Origin of the sequence: Neisseria sp. GT4A_CT1 (genome assembly GCF_000227275.1) — a bacterium.
GTDB lineage: Bacteria > Pseudomonadota > Gammaproteobacteria > Burkholderiales > Neisseriaceae > Neisseria.
Genome location: NZ_JH164999.1, coordinates 1 through 526, shown reverse-complemented (window position 1 = coordinate 526; position 526 = coordinate 1). Strand labels below are relative to the sequence as shown.

Annotated in this window: 1 protein-coding gene; it reads right to left on the bottom strand. The window is 55.5% G+C overall.

Going from position 1 to position 526, the window contains the following annotated elements; genetic code table 11:
• Positions 1–150 precede the first annotated feature (150 nt).
• Positions 151–526 (bottom strand): hypothetical protein (locus tag HMPREF1028_RS15245; RefSeq protein WP_198006992.1); only part of this gene is annotated, 376 nt, incomplete at its 5' end.

The following is a 526-nucleotide window of genomic DNA, read 5'->3' as shown; positions in this document are numbered from 1 at the left end:
GGCTCTATGGGCTGCACGAATTTGATTTTTGCCTCAAGCCGCGAAGCCACCCCCATCCTAACCTTCCCCCGCCGGACGGGGAAGGAACAAGATTGCTGATATGGTAAAAGGTCGTCTGAAACCGCAAACTCAATTTCAGACGACCTCTTCTTATGAACAAACCACGCCAAACACCCTGCTGTCGTCATTCCCGCGCAGGCGGGAATCCATCGTAAATTCTAAGAAACTGATGTTTGAAAAACAGTTGCCGAGATTCAAAAGTGGATTCCCGCCTGCGCGGGAATGACGGTAGTTGGGCAGAAATTTATACCGCGACGTGTAGCCTGCCACCTCTCCCATCCGGCGGGAGAGGGCTGGGGAGAGGGTGGCTCTAATGGGCGGCTGCACCAGTTTGATTTTGCCTAAAGCTGGGAAGCCACCCCCATCCTCGCCGGACGGGGGAAGGAACAAGGTTGCTGATACGGCAAGGGGTCGTCTGAAATGGGCGGGTGGACAGGAATCTATGCCACGACGTGCAGCCTGCCCC